The sequence below is a fragment of the Bacteroides pyogenes genome (assembly GCF_014196225.1).
Taxonomy (GTDB): Bacteria; Bacteroidota; Bacteroidia; order Bacteroidales; family Bacteroidaceae; genus Bacteroides; species Bacteroides pyogenes_A.
The window spans coordinates 1-17,245 of record NZ_JACIDI010000030.1 but is presented as its reverse complement, the minus strand read 5'-3'; the positions used below and the strand labels follow the sequence as shown (position 1 = coordinate 17,245).

Sequence of the window (17,245 nt, the reverse complement as noted above, 5' to 3'; positions counted from 1 at the left end):
AATAAAACAATCGCTATCATTGAGTTTTTAGCTCTTTGATAGCGATTGTTCTTTACAAATGACAGTTGATTTAAGGAAAATGGAGTTTTGACACACCTCCATGTTTATTTCCAAGAAGCTGTTTGGGGGCGTTCTTTTTTATTTGTATATGAGCGTAATATCGCATAGCTGCTTTTTCAGCAACTCTTTGGCGCGGCGCTTATAAGCTTTGACCATATCTTCGGTGGCATTCATCGATGAGGCGATTTTGGCAATAGATTCTCCTTTCAGCGTTTTAATCATCGCTTCCCTGTAATGCTCCGGAAGCCGGTCGATTGCTTCGTACAGACGGATGAAAACTTCCTCGTCGAGTATACTTTCTTCCCAATGGCCGTTTTGTAACGCTTCTTTATAATTTTCCAGTAACCCGTTTTTGCGGAGTACGTTGAGGCATTGATTCTGTATGCTTGTGTACAAATAGGACTTGAGGGAGCTGATATTCCCGAAGCATATTCTGTTTGTCCATATTTTTGTGAAAATATCCTGTACGGCATCTTCTGCAAAATCAGAACCGACTATTCTTCCGGCAATTCGCTTCAAGGGAGCATAGTATGCGAGAAACATCAAACGGAAACCTTCATTGAAGTTCGTGGTAAGTTGTGTGATGATCCATTCGTCCTGATGTAGTTGGCTCATTGGCTGAAAATGCGCTTTTAATGTTTTTTGTTAATTGGTTTGATTTACATTATTCTATATGAAGGGGCAAAGTTACAATAATTTTCTTTCGGGCAATGTTTCCTGACATGAATTTGAAAGAAAAAAGAGGGTAGAGAAAGAATGTATGAAAAAAGAAAAAGAAAATATTTTTTCAATCCTCGCGCCACTTTTTCTTTTTTTAAGTGTCTTGTTAATAAAACGATAATCTTTAGTATGGAAAATGGAAAATGGAAAATAACCGAATGATTATTGTTTCCGAATTGATTCGGAAAAAGGTCTTGGGCATTATTACGCCCGAAGAGAGGGAAGAGCTGGAATGCTGGCTGGCTGAGTCGCCGAGATACCGGGAATTGCTTGAGAAATACGAGCGACCGGAATTTCTGGCATCGTTCGACCCCGAGAAAGACCGGATGGAAGCGGAAGAGGCATATATGAGATGGATGAATGCCCGGCAACGAAAATCAGGAAGCAGAATTTTGTTTTTCAGGCGGTGGTCCGTAGCTGCCGCGTTAGTTGCCCTGATGGGAGTATCTTTATTCTTTTTTTATCGGATAACGGAAAGAAGAGAGTGGCAAAACCGGATCTATTCGGAAAGATTGTCCGACGAGCCGATGCCGGAAAGTGATGAAACGCTTGCCGATGCTTTATTGCTGACTGCGGATGGAAGGCGTATTCCGATGAGTGAGTCGAAGAAAGTGATGACCGTTTCGGCAGGGGCTATCAAGCAGGGAGATCGATTGATTGCGGTAGAAGAGAAAAACTCCGGTTCCCCTGAAGTGGTGTACAATACACTTAAAATACTGAGAGGGAAACGATTTAAAATGCAGCTCAGCGACGGTACGAAAGTCTGGCTCAACTCCGAGTCGGAAATAACCTTTCCTAACCGTTTTGAGGGTTCTAACCGTATGGTGTCTGTCAAAGGAGAACTGCTGTTCGAGGTCACTGAAGATAAGTCTCATCCGTTCATCGTTAATACCGGACACGGAGTGGTCAGGGTATTGGGTACGGCCTTCAATGTGCATTGCTATGATAATGAAACGCCTATGATTACGCTGGTACGTGGAAAAATCCGGTATTCTCTCGGCAACCGGTCTGTTGACTTGGAACCCGGTCAGCAATGCCGGGTGAATGACGACGGGTTGACTGTGGTGAATGTAGACACATATGAATATACGGCATGGGTGGATGAAGTGATCACATTCAAGAACAAACGGTTGGAAGAGCTGATGAATGTGTTGGGGAGATTGTATGATGTCGAAATAGTCTATGAGGCCCCCTCGTTAAAGGAACTCCCCTTTACAGGTGCATTCAGGCAATATGAACAATTGGATGAGATTCTCCGGATGATCGAAGAGAGCGGATTGATACATATCGACCGTGAAGGGCGGAAGCTCATCATCGGAAAATAAGAAAATCATAATGAAAAATGTGGCTATAATGCCGGTTCCGTAGGAAAATACGAAAAATACAAGTGTAATTGTTGAGGAGGCCCTGAATGGCTTCCTGCGTTTCTTTTTGAGTTTTTTTGAGACATATATTAAATATAAAAACAAAGGTAAAGTATGGATAAACGATCACTCTTTTCTTTAAGAAGTTTAGCATGCGTTTTGCTCTTTCTCTGTCATTTGCAAACGGTAAATGCACAGCAGGCGGGCAATCGCATTACGCTGAATCTGGAGCAGGCTCCCGTCGAAAGTTTCTTTCGGGCAGTGGAGCAACAAGTAAAGTATAAGTTCTTGTACAGAAAGGACTTGATAGATATGTCGAAACGGTTGAGTTACGCATGTCGGGACAAGCAGCTGAAGGAGGTATTGGACGAATATCTTCCGCAGGCAGGCCTTTCTTACAGGTTGAAAGATATGACAATCATATTGTCTCCTCAGGCTCGGCCTTCGAAAGAAGAAAAGACAGAGATAAAGGGAACCGTTGTCGACGAGCAAGGCGTACCTGTAATCGGAGCGGCAGTGAAACTGAAAGGAACTACGCAGGGGACGATTACCGATATCGACGGGAACTTCAGGCTCGATGCTTCTCTGAATGATGTGGTGATAATTTCGTATGTCGGCTTGGAGACGGTAGAACGACGTATTGGGACGAAAACTATGCAAGTGGTAATGAAAGATAATGCCATCAGTCTGGGAGATGTGGTGGTAACCGGTTATCAAAAAATCAACCGTAAAATGTTTACGGGTTCTGCCAGCAAAATAAATGCCGATGAAACGATCCTGAAAGGAACCCCCGATTTGACCGGCTCATTGCAGGGAAAAGTGTCGGGAGTGCAGATAACAAATGTATCCGGCTCGTTCGGAGCCAGTCCGATATTGACCATTCGCGGTAATTCTTCAATCAACGGAACCAACAAACCTTTATGGGTTGTCGACGGCGTAGTGCTGGAAGACCTGATGTCGGTGAGCGCTGAGGAACTTACTTCGGGAAATCTTTCTACCTTGTTGAGTTCAGGCGTGGCAGGATTGAATCCGGAGGATATCAGCAGCTTCGAAATATTGAAAGACGTGTCGGCTACTTCATTGTATGGCGCGCAGGCCATGAACGGTGTGATTGTTATTACGACCAAGCAGGGTAAAAAAGACAAACTGTCGGTCAACTATACAGGAAGCCTCGCATTTAAAGGACGTCCGAGATATGGCGACTTCAACATCATGGAGTCGAGCGACGAGATGTATATTTACAAGGAGCTGGTGAACAAAGGATGGATCGATATCACCACGGTAGCGCGTAGCGAGAACTTCGGAGCCATGGGGAAAATGTTCGACGAGATAACCAAAGGAAATATTAACTGGGGGCCGAACGGTACGTTGAACGAGGATTTTCTCTCGGGTTATGCCAACAGCAATACCGACTGGTTCAATACTTTGTTCCATCATTCGTTGGTGAACCAGCACTCTTTGAGCCTGTCCGGCGGTGGTGAGAAGACGACTTATTATGCTTCGTTGAGTTACTACGACGATAACGGTATGGCTGTCACTTCGGATAAGGTGAAACGCTATACGGCTTCATTGAGAGGAAAGTTCAATCTTTCGAAAGTGTTTAATGTGGGCTTGAAGCTTTCGACAAATATTCGCGACCAACGCGTACCGGGAACGAAAGACCGGAACTTTGACGCGATAACCGGTGAGTTTACACGCGATTTCGATATCAATCCTTTCAACTATGCGTTGAATACCAGCCGTAGCATGAGAGCGTATGACGAGAACGGCAATCGGGAGTTCTTCCGCCGGAGCTATACCGACTTCAATATCCTTCATGAATTGGAACACAATTTTGTAGATCTGACCGTTCGCGACATCACCGCACAGATGGATTTGGAATACAATCCGTTCAAAAGCCTGACGTTGATGGGATCGTTCCAGTATCGTGCTGCCAATACGCTGAAGGAACATAAGATTCATGAGTTCTCGAATCAGGCGGAAGCCTACAGGGCGGATTATTCGCAATCGATTATCGACGCCAACCGTTTCCTGTTCCGCAATCCCAAGTTGCCGACGGCCAATCCATACAGCGTTTTGCCCGAAGGCGGTTTCTACAATACCGAAGAGTCGGACATGCGCCATGCGTATATGAGAGCGACTGCAGATTTTTCTCCGAAAATCAGTATGGATCATGTTGCCAACGTGTTTGCCGGATTCGAGATAAACAGTGTGGAGCGTAAGCTCAGAGCCAACGACGGTTGGGGATATCTGTGGGATAAAGGCGGTGTGGTTTCCACTCACCCGGATGTAATGGATTACCTGAAACAACAGGGAGATGTATATTACGCATATCGCGAAAGTCGCGACCGCAGAATTTCATCGTTCATGAATGTGGCTTATTCGTATGCCGGAAAATATATATTCAACGGCGGCTTCCGTTACGACGGTTCGAACCAGTTGGGCAGTTCGCGCGATGCCCGTTATTTGCCTTCGTGGAATGTGAGCGCTGCATGGAATATGCACGAAGAATCGTTCCTCAAGGATTCGAAAGTGATCAGTTTGTTGAAACCGAAAATATCTTATGGATATAATGGTATCATGGGTCCGGCTACGAGTGCCGAGTTGACGATTTATGCGAAGCAGACGCTCCGTCCTACCGACAACGAGGTATACAATACTATCGAAAGTCTACAGAATAAAGATCTGACATGGGAAAAAATGTATGAATTGAATTTAGGCTTTGAGATGGCCCTTTTCAAAAACCGGATCATGTTGGATGTGGCTCACTATCGTCGTAAATCGATAGATTTGATCGACTTTGTATATACTTCAGGAGTAGGCGGTCAGGCTATCAAACTGGGAAATATCGGTAACATGAAGTCACGCGGATTCGAGTTTGCCGTAAGTACACTCAATATTGCCACGAAAGATTTTGAATGGAAAAGCAGCTTGAATCTCAACTTCCATAAGAGTGAGATCACCAAGCTGAACAACTTTTCAAGAATATCTTCCGCTATTTCGAATACGGGTGTGGCCATGTTGGGCTATCCGCAGCGGGGCTTGTTCTCCATTCGCTTTGCCGGACTGGATCAGGACGGTATCCCGACATTCTACGGCGAAAACAATGAAATCGTGTACGACATGAATCTGCAGTCGCGTTCGGACATCGACAAAGTATTGAAGTACGAAGGTCCGTTGGAACCGAAAAGTTACGGAGGATTGACAAATACATTCCGTTACCGCAATTGGAACATGTCATTGGGATTGGTGTATAAATGGGGCAATGTCATCCGATTGGACGATGCGTTCTATCCGTCATACAACGACTACTCCGCTTTCCCGAAAGAACTTAAGAACCGTTGGAGAATCAAAGGAGACGAGAGGCTGACTTCGATTCCTGCCATTCTGGATAAGCGGACTTACAAACGCATTGAAGGGAAGCAGACTTATCAGATGTACAACAAGAGTACCGAGCGGGTGGCTAAAGGAGATTTTATCCGTTTGAAAGATGTGACCGTAGGTTATACATTGCCCCGTCATTGGCTCAAAGGCACTTTTATCAACAGCGCCAACCTCTCGTTTCAGGCAACAAACTTGCTTTTGCTTTATTCCGACAGCAAGCTCAACGGCATCGATCCGGAGTTTTATTTGTCGGGAGGTGTTTCTCTGCCCGTTTCTAAAATGTATACATTTACTGTAGGTCTAAACTTTTAATTCGCAAGTATATGAGAAATCTGTTTACGAATATCATTATAGGGTTGTTTGCGCTGGGAGTTTGCGCTTCGTGCGATACTTTCCTGAATGAAACACCCGACAACCGGTTGCGGCTGGATAGTTATGAGAAAATAGCCGAACTGCTGACAAACGCTTATCCTAACGGAAGCGGCGTATTTATGGAGTGGATGAGCGACAATGTAGGCGCCGATCCCAAGAATGTCCAACGGCTCGATATGACACAAGCCTACCGTTGGCAGAATGTGGAACTGGAAGGTCAGGATACACCTTCTTTCTATTGGAGTTCTCACTACAATGCGATAGCGCATGCCAATCAGGCATTGCAGGCATTGGAAGAGATTGAAAAGAACGATTCGGAGCGACGGAATGCTATCCGGGGAGAGGCATTGGCTTGCCGCGCATTCGCCCACTTCATGCTGGTGAATGTCTTTGCCAAAACATACGATCCGCAGACTGCGGCTACCGATCCCGGTGTGGTAATCATGGAGAAGGCGGAAGTAACCTTACTGGCTCAGTATAAACGAAGCAGCGTACAGGAAGTATATGATTTTATCGAAAAAGATTTGTTGGAAGCCATTGACTTGGCATCGGACAGATTCTTGAAAAATTCCGGCAAGTATCATTTCAACAGATCGGCTATTCTGGCTTTCGCTTCCCGTTTCTTCTTGTTCAAGAAAGATTATCCGAAAGCCGAAAAATATGCCACCGAGCTTTTGGGGCATGGATATAACCCACAGTTTATCCGTGACTATAGCCGGGTGTATACCGGCGCGAGCAGCGAAGTGATCGCGCGTAAGTTTACCGACCCTGCTTTGGCTTCGAATCTGCTGCTTATCCGAAAAGATGTTCTATACGGGTATAAAGCTTATGCCGGCTATCGTTTCAATCAGGACGTATATCAAAGCATGGTGATTTCTAAAAACGACAAACGTTTTTCCGTAAGCTACAGTTATGGCAACGGAAGCACCACATCGTTTCTTCCCAAATTTCAACGCGATTTGATACGACGCACGTCCATCACTTCCTCATCGGGCTTTCCCTATACCGTTGAAGTCGCCCTGAGAGGCGAAGAAGTTTTCTTCAACCGTCTGGAAGCATGGGTCATGATGGGAGATGAAAAGAAAGCGGAATTCGAAAGTCAGCTCGGAGCTTATTTGAAGTCTGTATATGGCGGAACATTGGATTACGCGACTTTACATGCCAACTATAAGAAAGTGTATAAAGACTTGACAGAAAGTGAGCTTCGCCTGCAGATGGTGTTGGATGAACGCCGCCGTGAATTCGTAGAAGAAGGATTGCGTTGGTTCGATATTCGCCGTCATTACCTGCCCGTGGTTCATGTGGACATGGAAGGAACTGTGAATGCCTTGAGGCCGGACGATCCGCGTAAAGTATTGCAAATTCCGCAAACAGCCATTACTCACGGAGGTTTGCAGCCTAATGTGAGAGAAGACTCTCCCGAACCGAAAGAACATTTAGTGACTTATAATTAAGCGTTAACATGAAGAATATGAAAAAACTTATATATATACTGTTTATTACCGTATGCCTGTTCCCTTCTTGCCAGGACGATGAAAACAAAGCTTATGTGCCGGAGCAGGCGGCACCGTCGGCAGATGAGATAGACAAATATTTTCAGGAAAATTTTCAGGACAAGTATCGTTGTGCCATTCGTTGGAAATGGGTGGACAGGTATGTCGACATCAGTTATATTGTGGCGCCTGCCATGCGAAAGGTCGTTGTACCTACGGGAGAGATGCTCCGCCGGTTTTGGATAGAGCCTTTCATTCTGGAATCGAAAGCGAGCGCAGATTTTATCCGTGATCATTTCCCTCCCGAAATCGTTCTTGTGGGTTCCGAACTTCGTAATGCCGACGGAACGCGTACGTTAGGATATGCCGATGCCGGTGTGCGGATTACGCTTACCGAATTGAATTATTTCGATTTGTCAAGGAAAGATTGGGTGATCCAACAGCTTCATACCATTCATCATGAGTTTTCGCATATCATTCATCAGAAGTATAATTTGCCGGTGGGCTTTAATAAAGTGACCGAAAACAACTATACAGGCCGGGCATGGCAGGATATGTATGTGCACGCGCAGCAGGAGTTGGGAGCTGCCGGTGTGCAATCTCCCACGCAACATCAGGTCGATTCCGTTGCCCAGAATCGGGCCATCATGAAAGGAATGCTGACTCCTTACGGAACTTCTACCGAATTCGAAGATTTTGCAGAGCTGGTTTCCATCTATTTGCTGACCGATCCGGTGGATTTTGAAACGACTTATTTACAGAACGACCTTTCCAGACCATTTCTGAACGAAGGAAAAACGTGGATCGACAAGAAGCTTACGCTTGTGAAGGAGTACTACCAAAGCAACTTCTCGATCAATCTTGAGCATTTGAGAGAAATTATACTTCAACGGTTGAACCAGTCAAATATGAATTAAAGGAATGAATGCAATGAAGAAAATTATACTTATCCTCGTATTGGCGTGCTGTTATGCCTGCTCCGACGATTCGGCGAAAGATATATTCGACCGGACGCCGGAACAACGCGTCGCTGCTGTGAAAGCGGAATATAAAAAGATATTGCTGGATGCTCCGCACGGTTGGAAAACCTATTTCGGAACCAGTAACTTGCTGGGGCGTTGGCTCATTCTTATGAACTTTAATGAGAAAGGAGAGGTGACTTTGAAATGTGATCCGGTGGATTATTATTACCGCAAAGGAGTGAAATTCGATGAGACAATCACTTACCGTGTGGATTATATTCAGAATCCGGAATTGATTTTTGAGTCTTTCTCCCAATTCTCTGCGTGGAACGAATTTGTGGTCGATACCGACGGAGACGGTCGCCCCGACAAGTATGCCGGTCCTGAGACCCAGTTTATTTTCGATAAGTTCCATGACGGAAAGCTTTATATGAAAGGAAAGTCGAACATGGGTATCGGCAAGAGGCAATCCGAAGTGATCACCTATGTGTTCGAACCGGCTACGGAGAAAGACTGGACACTCGAAGGAATAGCGGAAGTGAAGAAAGCAATCGGTTACGACTCGACGCAAGGAAAGTACCAGCGTTTGCTCTATAAAGGAAACTTTCTGGAAAGTTTGTTTTTCGTAGATGCCGATTCGCGGGTAGTGCTCTATCGTTACAGCAATGGGATCAAGAGTGAGTTTAGGATGTTGCCTTTCTATATCACTCCCACCGGGTTCAGTCTGGTGTCTCCTTTGAAAATAAAGGAAGTAGGTACGATTCAGCATTTTCTGATAAATCCTGCGGAAAAAACAATCGTAGAAGCTGCCCATCCGGATCTGACATTGGCATATACCGATAAGGGAGCGGCGGTTCAGCGGATGGCGTTCGACACGTTCGATAAAGTGTATCTGGGAATCGAAGTGTACCATGCCACGGGCGATCCGATCGGGCGCAACCTGAAAAAGCTGTTCGACGATCTTCGTCCTCCCTATGCTCCCGACGAGCAGCATCTCAATGTCATTTACTTTGCCAAAAACATCGATAAGGACATGGGAAAAGTACCGTTCAAATATGAGAAAGAGCTGACTCTGATTTATGCCGATACCGATCCGAGCTATTCGGGCAAAGACTTGTACGGCTCCAATCCGACATTTGTACGTATTCCGGTAGATTATGAAACTACAGCCGACAGAAAGTGGGTGATTTCATTGACCGGATCTATCGAGCAGGCTTTTCTGGATGCTTATAAGGAAAAAGGAAAAGACGAAGCATACGCCCGTGTGAAAGCGAAAGCTGCCATGCCGATGCTGTATAGGCTCTTGCATGAAAAGGGATGGGGGTTGTATGCGCAGGGCGCTAATACGAATAACCCCACCATAAAGGTAGTGGACGAGGAGGATATTGCCGGGAGCTTCTTTACGCTGTATCCCTATACCCAGAAAGATGTAGACAGATAAATGTTGTTTAAGAAAAAAGAAAATGAGTTCATGAAACAGATCATATATAAATTATGGATATTGTTATTCCTGTTCGGTTGCAGTGAATCGGACAGAGTAGACTACGCCTCGCTGCGTGTCGATTTCTCCAGAAGCAGCGTAGATGTCGGGGAAAATTCGGGGCTATTGGAGCTGCCGGTCGTTCTATCGGGTGTGCGTAACGATCTTCCTCTTTCGGTTTCTGTGAAAATCGAGGCCGCAGACGGAAGCGCTGTTGCAGGCACAGATTATGAACTGCTCGACAAAGAGCTGGCATTCGACCGTTGCGGAACATCGTTGCTTCGTATCCGGATGATTGACAACAAGGAAATCACGGAAGACAAGAAAGATTTTACAATTACTTTGAAGGTAGAGACTCCTGAAGTGCAATCTGTCGTATCGACCGTTAAAGTTTATATTATCAGCGATGATATGAAACCTTTCGAATTGCCGGGTAAATATACGTTTACGGCGAAAGATTTCAAATCGGGGGCTTTGCTGAAAACAGATCCCGGCGCTGTGGAAATTGTACAGGATGCACAAAACCCGCAACGGTATGTACTCCGCAATCTGATTTTGGTTAAAGACCGGGATGTTTTCCCATTGTCGTGGGCGGACGATCTGTATATTGAAGCAGACGAGAACGGCAATATGCAGATGCCCGTGAAGCAAAAAATAGGCGATTATGGAAAAGGCGAAGGGTTTACCATCACCATCACTCCCAATGGATATGCCGAAGAGACTCCCATCCGGATCAGAGTGTCGGGTGGGAAAAGGTTGGTTTTCATGAAAGATGCTTTGGCGGGAGTCACTCTTGATAAAAAGAAACAGCCCGTTTTCTACTACGTCTTGAAAGATATTGTTTTGGAAAAAGTAATTCAATAAGAATCGGAAGGTTATGATGAAGAAAAGCATAAAAACAGTTGCGGCCTGCATGGCATTGTCGGTTGCAGTCGCATGCAGCGAGAAGAACGACTATTTGTTCGGAGCGAAAGAACCTTTTGTAAAACTCGAGGCCTCTGCGGAAGATGAGGGAATGTTTACCCCCGACGCTCAGGAAGGATACGGATTGCTTCGGTCTAATGCCCGCTGGAAGGCTGCCAGTTTATCGGAATGGCTGACTTGCAGCACAGAAAAAGGCGAGTTCAACGACACTCTGCGTTTCCGTATGGAGGCGAATGCAGGCGATGTTCGCGAAGGAAAGATCGTAGTGTATAACACTGTGGGGCAGAGAAAAAGCGATACGCTGGTCATCAGGCAGCAGTGTGCCGTGAATTTCATTCCGAAAGGATATGCCATCGAAATACGGTCGAAAGCTTTGGAGAAACCTCTTATCGGGGAAGAATACACTGAAGTGTCGTTCGATATATCAAGCTCCACCTCTTGGCGCGTATACACGAAGAACGCCGACAGTTGGAGCACGGTGTTGACCAAACGCGGTGAGAAAGACGGTAGCGGAATGTTGATTGTCAGCAAGAACGAAAGCGTGGAGGCACGTTCCATGTATGTGTATGCCCAATCTGTGGAATACCCTACACTGAAAGACAGCATCGAGATTAAGCAAGACGGTCGTCCGTTGGTTCTTAATGTTGTTTCTCCCGGGAGCAAGAGGGTATTGCTCGATAATGAAGAGTCCACATTCGCTTTCACTGTAAAGGGAGACGGGAAGTGGAAGATTGAAGGCAAGCCGGAATGGTTGCAGATAGATAAGCTGGAATATGAGGGCGATGCGGTCGTGCTTGTAAAGGCGGGTTCCACTGATGCGGAACGCAAGGCTGTCCTGACCGTTCGTTCTCTCATTCAGACCGGCAGAACGGATATGCTTACCGTCGAGCAAAAGAAGATTCCTGCCGGACGGATGAAAGACAGTCTGGCGTTGGTGGCTCTCTATGAGGCTACGGGAGGCAAACATTGGACTTATGCGTGGAAATTGGAAATGCCTTTGTCCGAAGGCAATTGGCCCGGAGTGACTTTCGACCGGATAGGTGGAGAACTTCGGGTGATTGATTTGCACTTATCCGACTACAATATGGAAGGTACATTGCCGGCTGAGATCGGTTGGCTGACTGAGATGACTAAAATCAAGCTGCAACGCAATAAACTATCAGGCCCATTACCTGCCGGTTTAAACAGGCTGACTAAATTGACGCATATCTATATAACATCCAACCGGTTTAGCGGTGAGTTCCCCGATATATCGGCTCTTAAGTCTCTCGTTTGGATCGATATGGATTTCAATCGTTTCGAAGGAGAATTTCCTGCGAGCTTTTTAAGCCTGCCCAAGCTGACAACCTTAAAAATGAAGTATAATAAATTCGATAAAAACACTTGTGTGCCGAAGCGCTTCGGTGGTTGGAGACTCAATCTCTATATCAATCCTCAACGCGAAGTGTATGGAGATAAGTCTACCGACTATAAGCTGAAAGACTGTACCGATTAGGATAGGAGAGTCTTTATTTATACTCTGATATCAGAAAACTCCGCGAATGTTCCGCAACAGGCTTTTGAATGCCGGTGCGAAAACATTTGCGGAGTTTCTTTATGGATAAGGAATACGAGAATCGATCGGCAAACTTATATCAATGCTCTACGTTAATATTCCTTTTCATTCGTTCTTTTTCTCGTTGAAAAGCTCTACATTTGCCGATATCATTAAACTATATTGCATGAAACGTTTTTTACTGTCTATATTCTCTCTGTTTATTCTTTTTTCGACTGCCGCTGCCCAACCACGCATTACTTCAAACAAAGAAACGCATCAATTCGGACAAATAGAATGGAAACGCCCGGTGATGGTGGAATATGTGATTACGAACACCGGAAACAAACCGTTGGTGCTGACAAACGTGACGACTTCTTGCGCATGTTCGGTGGCCGAGTGGACCAAAGAACCTATTCCGCCCAAAGGGAAAGGGGTAGTGAAGGCTTCTTTCGACGCTAAGGCTTTGGGGCATTTTGAGAAGACGGTAGGAATATACAGCAATGCCGAACCGCATTTGGTTTATCTGAAATTTACGGGCGAGGTGGTGCAGGAGGTGAAAGACCATACTCAGAATCACCCGTATGCGTTTGGAAAAATACGTATCGACAAAGAGGAGTTGGCTTTCCCCGACTCTTATCGCGGAGAGAACCCCGTCATCACGTTGAGCGTGGTCAATCTTTCCGACCGTCCTTACGAACCTGTGCTGATGCATCTCCCTCCCTATCTGAAAGTAGAAAAAGAACCCGCCGTACTGTTGAAAGGAAAGAAAGGAACAGTCAAGGTCACTCTCGACACTCAACGGCTGAAAGACTACGGGCTTACGCAAACGTCTGTCTACCTTTCCCGCTTTGCCGGCGATAAAGTGAGCGAGGAGAACGAAATACCCGTATCGGCTATTCTGCTTCCGCCTTTTGCCCATCTGTCGAAGAAGGATTCGCTGAATGCTCCCGCCATCCGTCTTTCCGAAACGAGTATCGATTTAAGCGTTCCGTTGATGAGAAAGGAAAAAGCCGGCAGGGATATTCTGATTTCCAATGCGGGTAAAAAACCGTTGGTCATTAGCAAGCTGCAAGTCTTCAACTCGTCGGTGGAAGTAGCGTTGAAGAAGACGGTCATACCTCCTGGAGGAACTACGAAATTGAGGGTAACCATTCACAAAAGAAGCACGGGGAACAAGAAGCATCATCTGCGCATTCTGATGATAACAAACGACCCGCTTCGCCCGAAAGTGGAACTTAATATAAAACGTTAAATCGCATAGCTATGGAACATCCTGAGAACAGTGGAGAATACAAAGGGCTTATTGTCAATCAAGGCATCGAACAACCCTCTTCCGTGAGTCCCTATCTGAAACGCAAGCCGAAGAGACGTACGCGTTCGGTGGCGGAGTTCGTAGAAGGCATCGTAAAAGGAGATGTTACGGTGTTGAGCCAGGCTGTTACCTTGGTAGAGAGTGTGAAGCCGGAGCATCAGATCATCGCGCAGGAGGTAATAGAGAAGTGCCTGCCTTATTCCGGAAATTCCATTCGCATAGGCATCAGCGGAGTGCCGGGAGCGGGAAAAAGTACTTCGATCGATGTTTTCGGGTTGCATGTGCTCGAGAAAGGCGGGAAGCTGGCCGTACTTGCCATCGACCCCAGCAGTGAGCGGAGCAAAGGGAGTATTTTGGGCGACAAGACCCGCATGGAGAAACTCTCCGTACATCCGAAATCGTTTATCCGTCCCAGCCCGTCGGCAGGCTCGTTGGGCGGAGTGGCCCGTAAGACGCGTGAAACCATTGTGCTTTGCGAAGCTGCCGGATTCGATAAGATTTTCGTGGAAACGGTGGGAGTGGGGCAGAGCGAAACCGCCGTCCATTCGATGGTGGACTTCTTCCTGCTGATCCAACTGGCAGGAACCGGCGATGAGCTGCAGGGCATCAAGCGCGGCATCATGGAGATGGCGGACGGTATTGTGATCAACAAGGCCGACGGAGATAATCTGGAACGGGCGAAGCTGGCAGCCTCGCAATTCCGCAGCGCGCTTCATCTCTTTCCCATGCCCGATTCGGGCTGGACGCCGCAGGTGCTGACGTATTCGGGATTCTACAATATCGGCGTGAAAGAAGTCTGGGATATGATTTACAACTATATCGACTTCGTAAAAGACAACGGTTACTTCGAATACCGCCGCAATGAGCAAAGCAAGTACTGGATGTACGAAAGCATCAACGAACAGTTGCGCGACAGCTTTTATCAGGATCAGCGGATTCAAACACTGTTGCAGGAGAAGGAACAAGGGGTGCTTCGGGGCAATCTGACGTCGTTTGCGGCTGCCAAAGATTTGCTCGATGTGTATTTCCGGCAACTCCGGCAGTAGGTTTCCTGTTGCAGGCAGGTAACGACACTCCCGGCAGGATGATGGACCGGAAAGGTTGCAATATTGCTTCTCACTCAGCGTGATATGCCTTTTCAAAAGCCCGCCCGCCTTTGATTTCAAAGTCCGCCGTGTTTAATTTCAAAGCCCGCCGCCTTTTTTTCAAAGCCCGCCGTGTTTTTTTTCAAAGCCCGCCGCCTTTTTTTTGAAGAACTGTGTGCTTTTCCGGAGATGCAATCAAGTATATTTCCGTGAAGCTGGTTAAATCAATATTTTTGTTTACATTTGTAAGTACTTAAAAATGAAACAGGATGGAGAAACAGGCCAACTTTATCCGGCGTATTGAGATAGACGGACTCTGGAAACGATACGATATCGCATGGGATTTGCGACCGGATGTGAATATCCTTTCCGGCATCAACGGGGTGGGGAAGACGACCATCATCAACCGTGCGGTGGATTATCTGGAACAGCTTCCGGGCAACTTCAAGAGCGATGTGAAGAAAGGGGTGCATCTTTTCTTCGATGATCCGCAGGCTACCGGTATTCCTTACGATGTAATCCGCAGCTACGACCGCCCGCTCATCATGGGCGATTTTACAGCACAGATGGCGGATAAGCATGTAAAGTCCGAACTCGACTGGCAACTGTATCTTCTACAACGCCGTTACCTCGACTATCAGGTGAACGTAGGCAACCGGATGATCGAACTGCTTGCCGACCCGGAGGAAGAACAACGTAACAAGGCGGCGGAATTGTCGGTTCCCAAACGTCGTTTCCAGGATTTGATCGATGAACTCTTCGGTTATACGCGAAAGAAAATCGACCGCCGCCGGAACGACATAGCCTTTTATCAGGACGATGAACTGCTGTTGCCCTATAAGCTCTCTTCGGGCGAGAAACAGATGCTGTTGATTCTGCTGACCGTGCTCGTGCAGGACAATGAACACTGCGTGCTTTTCATGGACGAGCCGGAGGCCTCTCTGCATATCGAATGGCAGCAACGGCTGATTGCGATGATACGGGAGCTGAATCCTAATGTGCAGATCATTCTGAGTACGCATTCGCCTGCGGTCATCATGGAGGGATGGCTCGACGCGGTGACGGAGGTAAGCGACATTTCGACCGATATTACCGGAGCGTCCCGTCCGCCCGTTTCGTAGGCTTCGGTGATTTTTCCCGTTCGCCGGGCATCACTCGCCGGTCACTCATCAGTTTGTTCCCCGATCTCTAACCATAATCATCAGGAAAATGCCAAGCACATTACGAGACAACCTCACCTCTTCTTACTTCCATGCGGCGCATAAGCTCTACCCCAAGAAGACGCGCCGGCGGATCATCGCATACGTAGAAAGCTACGACGATATCGCTTTCTGGCGAAGCCTGCTCGAAGAGTTTGAAAACGACGAGTATTACTTTCAGGTCATGCTCCCTTCGTCCACTTCGCTGACGAAAGGCAAGAAAATGGTGCTGATGAATACGCTCAACACCGATGAGCTGGGGAAAAGCATGATAGCCTGCGTAGACAGCGATTATGATTTCCTGTTGCAGGAGGCCACTCATACGTCGCGCAAAATCAACCGGAACAAATATATCTTCCAGACGTATGCGTACGCCATCGAGAATTACCATTGCTACGCCGCCAGCCTGCACGAAGTCTGCGTGCAGGCCACGCTCAACGACCGCCCCATTCTGGATTTCGAAGCCTATCTGAGCCGTTATTCCGAAATCGTTTATCCGCTGTTCTTGTGGAACATCTGGTTCTATCGCCGGCGGGATACGTACACCTTCCCCATGTACGATTTCAACAATTGTACCGCTTTGCGCGACATCAACCTGAAACATCCCGAACACAGCCTTGACGCCTTGCAACAGCGGGTGAACCGTGAGCTCAACGCGCTGGAAAACCATTTTCCCGATTTGACGGCAAAGGTGAACGGCATGCGCGGAGAACTGAAGAAGTTGGGGTTGGTGCCCCAAACCACCTATCTCTATATGCAAGGACACCACATCATGAATAATGTGGTGATGAAGTTGCTGATTCCCGTTTGTACGGCTTTGCGCCGTGAACGCGAGCTGGAGATCAGACGTCTGGCCGGACACGACGAACAGTTCAGAAACGAACTGACCGGCTATGAAAACAGTCTGGTGAATGTAGAAGTCGTTTTGCGCAGAAACGTTGCCTATAAGACTCTTTTTCATTACGAATGGCTGAAACACGATATTCAGGAATACTTGAAGAACGGTGTGGCGAAGAACCATGCGGAGGCTTCTGCCGGCAAAATGCAACAATCCGCAGCTCCACGCAAATAAATCTTTTCAATCTATTATAGAACCTGCGGCGGGATCTGTTATGTCTGCTCTTGCCGTGAGGTTCATGTGTCTGTGTTATTTCTGTATCCTTTCTTGCTCTGTACATTATCTTGCAGCGTCTGCCAATATCCGCACGTCAGCTTTTATCTCGAAAATTCGCATTGTTTCTTTTCTGCTTTTACACCTTTCGTAAGCCTCCGGTAAAGTACGTATTGCAAAATACAAAAAATTAGTCCCGACTGGGCACGATTCGTTCAGATTCGCCTCCGAGTCGGGACTAA

General features: G+C 46.8%; 12 protein-coding genes. 11 read left to right on the top strand and 1 reads right to left on the bottom strand.

What is annotated here, in order from left to right:
• Positions 1-138: 138 nt before the first annotated feature.
• Positions 139-675, bottom strand: a complete 537-nt coding sequence (locus GGR07_RS13450) for a sigma-70 family RNA polymerase sigma factor (protein WP_021643963.1) — start codon at positions 673-675, stop codon at positions 139-141.
• 248 nt (positions 676-923) lie between these two features.
• Here GGR07_RS13450 and GGR07_RS13445 point away from each other — a divergent pair, with 248 nt between their 5' ends.
• The 11 genes from GGR07_RS13445 to GGR07_RS13395 all read left to right on the top strand — a co-directional run bounded on the left by GGR07_RS13445 (position 924) and on the right by GGR07_RS13395 (position 16,964).
• Positions 924-2,105 (top strand): FecR domain-containing protein, encoded by a 1,182-nt coding sequence (locus GGR07_RS13445; protein WP_021643962.1) that lies wholly within the window; start codon positions 924-926, stop codon positions 2,103-2,105.
• A gap of 153 nt (positions 2,106-2,258) precedes the next feature.
• On the top strand, positions 2,259-5,840 hold the full coding sequence (locus GGR07_RS13440; RefSeq protein ID WP_034543908.1) for a SusC/RagA family TonB-linked outer membrane protein: 3,582 nt from the start codon (positions 2,259-2,261) through the stop codon (positions 5,838-5,840).
• An 11-nt stretch (positions 5,841-5,851) separates the two neighbouring features.
• Positions 5,852-7,354, top strand: coding sequence for a RagB/SusD family nutrient uptake outer membrane protein (locus GGR07_RS13435; RefSeq protein WP_021643959.1), 1,503 nt, complete (start codon positions 5,852-5,854; stop codon positions 7,352-7,354).
• Between the two features lie 17 nt (positions 7,355-7,371).
• Positions 7,372-8,310 (top strand): substrate import-associated zinc metallohydrolase lipoprotein, encoded by a 939-nt coding sequence (locus GGR07_RS13430; protein ID WP_172545160.1) that lies wholly within the window; start codon positions 7,372-7,374, stop codon positions 8,308-8,310.
• A gap of 13 nt (positions 8,311-8,323) precedes the next feature.
• The gene (locus tag GGR07_RS13425) at positions 8,324-9,796 is read left to right on the top strand and encodes a DUF4302 domain-containing protein (RefSeq protein ID WP_172545159.1); all 1,473 of its coding nucleotides are present in this window, start codon (positions 8,324-8,326) and stop codon (positions 9,794-9,796) included.
• Between the two features lie 30 nt (positions 9,797-9,826).
• Entirely contained in the window at positions 9,827-10,699 is an 873-nt protein-coding gene (locus tag GGR07_RS13420; RefSeq protein WP_172545158.1) for a Calx-beta domain-containing protein, read from the top strand.
• 13 nt (positions 10,700-10,712) lie between these two features.
• Positions 10,713-12,254 carry a BACON domain-containing protein gene (locus GGR07_RS13415; RefSeq protein ID WP_021643955.1) on the top strand — a complete coding sequence of 514 codons (1,542 nt, stop codon included), beginning with the start codon at positions 10,713-10,715 and terminating at the stop codon, positions 12,252-12,254.
• Positions 12,255-12,480: 226 nt separating this feature from the next.
• A complete protein-coding gene (locus GGR07_RS13410; protein ID WP_034543907.1) occupies positions 12,481-13,548 on the top strand; it encodes a DUF1573 domain-containing protein in 1,068 nt (355 codons plus the stop codon).
• 11 nt (positions 13,549-13,559) lie between these two features.
• Positions 13,560-14,654: a methylmalonyl Co-A mutase-associated GTPase MeaB gene (gene meaB, locus GGR07_RS13405; protein WP_021643953.1), complete on the top strand. Its 1,095-nt coding sequence runs from the start codon at positions 13,560-13,562 to the stop codon at positions 14,652-14,654.
• Between the two features lie 308 nt (positions 14,655-14,962).
• Positions 14,963-15,814 (top strand): AAA family ATPase, encoded by an 852-nt coding sequence (locus GGR07_RS13400; protein WP_021643951.1) that lies wholly within the window; start codon positions 14,963-14,965, stop codon positions 15,812-15,814.
• 88 nt (positions 15,815-15,902) lie between these two features.
• On the top strand, positions 15,903-16,964 hold the full coding sequence (locus GGR07_RS13395) for a DUF4435 domain-containing protein (protein ID WP_122056377.1): 1,062 nt from the start codon (positions 15,903-15,905) through the stop codon (positions 16,962-16,964).
• Positions 16,965-17,245: the final 281 nt, after the last annotated feature.